Source organism: Paenibacillus sp. oral taxon 786 str. D14 (assembly GCF_000159955.1).
GTDB classification, from domain to species: domain Bacteria; phylum Bacillota; class Bacilli; order Paenibacillales; family Paenibacillaceae; genus Fontibacillus; species Fontibacillus phoenicis.
On record NZ_GG695982.1, the window covers coordinates 60,779 to 64,514 of the forward strand.

The following is a 3,736-nucleotide window of genomic DNA, read 5'->3' on the forward strand; positions in this document are numbered from 1 at the left end:
GATTGTATTTATGAAGGGCGAATGTTATAATAATTTTGTAATTATATGTACCTCTGTACTCCCTATTTTGCTGGAGACAAGAGCTTGTCGTCCCGAAAGGACAAGTAGTTTTATTACCTCCCCTGTAAGCTTCTATTTGGAAATTCCAGATATGAAGAGAGGAAAAATGCAGGACAATTTCACTTGATCCGTCACTTCCGTTTGCAGAAGACAAGGATTGAAGAGTACCGAAAGGCTCTGATAAAAGTTTTACTTTTGCGCATTCGCGTGCGTCTTTAGAAATTTTGATACTGTTACTAAAAGCCGATTTTTGTATGGATTTTCATGCAAATATCGGCTTTTTTATTTTTATTAAAAAAAAGAGAGGATGAATGAACATGTTCAAGTTATTTAAATAATTTGACACAATAAATGAAAAATTGCTCCATTATCTCTGACATAAAAGAAAAATTTTGGGGTGTAGGCCATTAGCCAAATTTAAATGTTAGACAATGACTGGTTCCTTACTTTTAGGAATTGGTCTTTTTTATTAAAAATGAGGAGGATTTCTTATGAATACCATTTTAAAGGATGTAGTTGCTGTTCCATCCAGTAAAGACAATGCGATTGGGTTTTTAACCTGGAATTCTCTATCCAACATGCTGATTACTCCAGATGAGTTGAAACAAAAGCTTGTTGATTCCGGATTAGGGGCTGGTTGGATGCCGAAGGATATCCGGCTCCCGGATGCCTTTAGAAGAGCCACAAGTGAAAAATTCAAAAGAGAAGTGTCACCAGGAGTATATGAAAACTATATGTTCCGCGAGGTGGCTTCTACCAGCGCTTTCGTACAACGAAACCTAGTTTGCGAAACCAAGGATACAAAAGGTAGAAGATTAAAATATGTTCCAGACGTAGGAGCGCTGGTATTAGATCGAAAAACGGAGACAGTAGAGACCAGCTATATTTCATCAATGGCGCAGCAACTAGTTAATAATGCTGCGTTGCAGTTTGAAATTTATCGAAACAATTATGGTTCTACTACACTACGTACGTTGATTACCAACGTCTTAAAAAGTATGTCACCTACACCGGTTAGACCATCAGGTGGTGTTTACTTCATACCGGCACAGTTTGAGAGCAACTTGGATGCATTGGTCAAATTCGTATCATCTCTTGAAAAAGGAGAAGCGGAGAAGGTTCCTGTAATGAACACCATGGATATGAAAAACATGGTGACACGCAAGCTGTTGGATCATCTCCGTGACACTCTCGCTGCATGCGAAGAAAGCACGGAAAGACAGCTGACCAAAGGCCAGATGAAAGAGTTGATAGAAAACGCTCGGTCGGTGGCAAACGATTTTGCGCAGTATCGCGAAATTGTCACCGGCGATCTGGAGGAAATGGAACGTCTGGTGTCGGCGCTTCGCATGAAAGTGGGTGAAGCGCTAGTGAATATGGCCGTGTAATTCTCCAGAAAGGAGAAGAAAAGAAATGAATGCCGAAACTGAGCATAGAAAGTTTGTTGAACTGCTTGAAGAGGGAGATGGAAAGCTTGTGATTTCCAAACATGCGCTTCACAGACAAATTGAGCGCGGCATCTCCGAAATAGACATACGAAACGCCGTCTTGAACGGATGGCCGATTGAGAGGCGTCAGGACGGTGCGGATGTTACCATCGTTCTGATGTATTTTCTTAAAATCGGAAAAGGGCAATACCGTCCGCTCCATGTCGTATGCGTTTTTAATGTTGTCCATCCAGAATCGTGGACGGTGAAAACGACATACGACCCCCGAAGCGGGGAGTGGAGAGACAACTTCCAAAGAAGAAAATAATTTTTGTAATGCAAAAATTTATCTGAACGGATATAATAAAGGGTAAAGGGGTGTGATCGTCATGTCCAAAGTCGGACGACCCAAGGCTGATCATCCGCGCAACTTTACCCTTCCAGCCGTTCGGGTGAACAGGGAGGAAAACCGTATGTTTAAGCTTAAAGCGGGAATATTTGCGAACGGCAGCTTGGCGAAGTTTTCGCGCATGGCCATGGAAGCGTACCGCGAGAAAATCCCGGAAACGATTGAACTGGCCGGACGAACTGGTCATCTCCGGTACGGATCGGAAGTTTACACTGTGGAGGTCGGGAATGAAATCTACACAGTGACGGTTACGAACATACCGGAATACATTTTTGACGATGGCGAAACGGTGTCAGATTTGATGCTCCGCGCGAGCATCGAAGAAGAAGTGAATGAAATGGTTTTGGAATGCATCCAGAATCGTCGTCCGGTGCCTGAAGCCATAGATCTGCTTGAATGGATCGGGTTGCCAGTCACGGTGTAAAAACAAAATAACTTTTAAAAGCCATGAGTTTTCCGTGCGGGATTCGTGGCTTTTATTTTTCGGAGGTTGAATGTGGAGTTGACGTGGGCATCTTGGACTTCCTGCGATTGACCCCACATTATAAAAACAAAGAGCTGATGACTTCTTTATTAGGGAGGCATTAGCTCTTTTTGTTATTTCTAAAAATGGAGGTAGCTAAATGAAAATTAAGGATATTCAGTTAGCATTAAATAATCAATATGCTGAGCGTGAAGAAGTAATAGAAGGGCTGATGGTAGCAATGATCGCACGTCAGCATGCTTTGTTGATCGGGCCGCCCGGAACAGGAAAGAGCGCCCTGGTAAGTGATCTGACTAAGCGGATTACAGGAGCTAATTATTTTCAATGGCTGCTGACTCGCTTTAGTACGCCGGAGGAACTGTTCGGCCCTGTTTCGTTGAAGGACCTGGAACAAGGCGTGTACAAGCGGAATACCACAGGAAAGCTGCCGGAAGCTCACACTTCATTTCTTGATGAAATATTCAAGGCCAACAGTGCAATTTTGAATGCATTGCTGACTCTCATCAATGAACGAGTGTTCTATAACAATGGTGCACCGGCACAGGTTCCCTTAATGTCCTTAATCGGTAGTTCAAACGAATATCCAGAAGAAGGTGAGGGACTAGAGGCATTGTTTGACCGTTTCTTGCTCCGATATGAAGTGGACTATATAGGTGAAGATCAATCCTTTATTTCGATGCTGAAAGGTTCTGCACCATCCACAGCCGATATGAGTATTGATGAACTATTTGAACTCCAGTTCTTCAGTGATACGGTTACTATTCCTGATGAGGTATTTGATGCACTGAGCAAGATCAGAAGGGAACTGATGGATGAAGGCATTCGTCCTTCTGATCGCCGATTCAAGCAAGTACTAGCCGTGATTCGTGCAAAAGCTGTATTGGCTGGCAGAGATTATGCGGAACTTGAGGATCTCATGATTCTCAAGCATAGCTTGTGGGAAAAGCCGGAGCAGCGAGATAAGGTCGCAAAGATCGTTCGTAATCATGCTCAGGATGCGGTGAAGACACGTGTTGAAGAAATAAAAGATGAAGCTGCTGATATTTTGAATATCCTTGAGCAGTCCAACAACTCAACAGATATGGCTGTAGAAAGTACGAAAAAGCTTAAGAGCTTAGTCAACGAGCTTAAAAAGCTCCAAAAGGATAATCCGAACCGGCCAGAAGTTGAGCAAGCTATTGCTCTTGTTCAAAAGTCATTGAAAGATATCGCATCTCAAGTGCTGGGAGTGTGAGTGATGAAGGAACTTAAAGGTTCTGTTTTAAACACGGATTCATATGATCGAAGACGCTTCGGGCAGCTCCTGGAAATGTCTGAGAAGCTCAGAGAGGTTAGTAAAGAGGGAAGTAAATTATT

5 protein-coding genes are annotated in these 3,736 nt (G+C 42.9%); all 5 read left to right on the plus strand.

The annotated features are described in order from the left end of the window. Positions 1 to 187 (plus strand): hypothetical protein (locus POTG_RS24915; protein WP_232282319.1); only part of this gene is annotated, 187 nt, incomplete at its 5' end. 364 nt (positions 188 to 551) lie between these two features. Further along, a complete protein-coding gene (locus tag POTG_RS15125) occupies positions 552 to 1,448 on the plus strand; it encodes a DUF6744 family protein (RefSeq protein WP_009225705.1) in 897 nt (298 codons plus the stop codon). 25 nt (positions 1,449 to 1,473) lie between these two features. Further along, positions 1,474 to 1,815 (plus strand): DUF4258 domain-containing protein, encoded by a 342-nt coding sequence (locus POTG_RS15130; RefSeq protein ID WP_009225706.1) that lies wholly within the window; start codon positions 1,474 to 1,476, stop codon positions 1,813 to 1,815. A gap of 145 nt (positions 1,816 to 1,960) precedes the next feature. Continuing rightward, positions 1,961 to 2,320: a hypothetical protein gene (locus POTG_RS15135; RefSeq protein WP_036715715.1), complete on the plus strand. Its 360-nt coding sequence runs from the start codon at positions 1,961 to 1,963 to the stop codon at positions 2,318 to 2,320. A gap of 199 nt (positions 2,321 to 2,519) precedes the next feature. Continuing rightward, on the plus strand, positions 2,520 to 3,614 hold the full coding sequence (locus POTG_RS15140; RefSeq protein ID WP_009225708.1) for an AAA family ATPase: 1,095 nt from the start codon (positions 2,520 to 2,522) through the stop codon (positions 3,612 to 3,614). Positions 3,615 to 3,736 lie beyond the last annotated feature (122 nt).

What these genes read in the sequence shown, in the direction of transcription:
- POTG_RS15140 (WP_009225708.1), top strand. Translation starts at nt 2,520, where the DNA reads ATGAAAATTAAGGATATTCAGTTAGCATTAAATAATCAATATGCTGAG.
- POTG_RS15125 (WP_009225705.1), top strand. Translation starts at nt 552, where the DNA reads ATGAATACCATTTTAAAGGATGTAGTTGCTGTTCCATCCAGTAAAGAC.
- POTG_RS15135 (WP_036715715.1), top strand. Translation starts at nt 1,961, where the DNA reads ATGTTTAAGCTTAAAGCGGGAATATTTGCGAACGGCAGCTTGGCGAAG.
- POTG_RS15130 (WP_009225706.1), top strand. Translation starts at nt 1,474, where the DNA reads ATGAATGCCGAAACTGAGCATAGAAAGTTTGTTGAACTGCTTGAAGAG.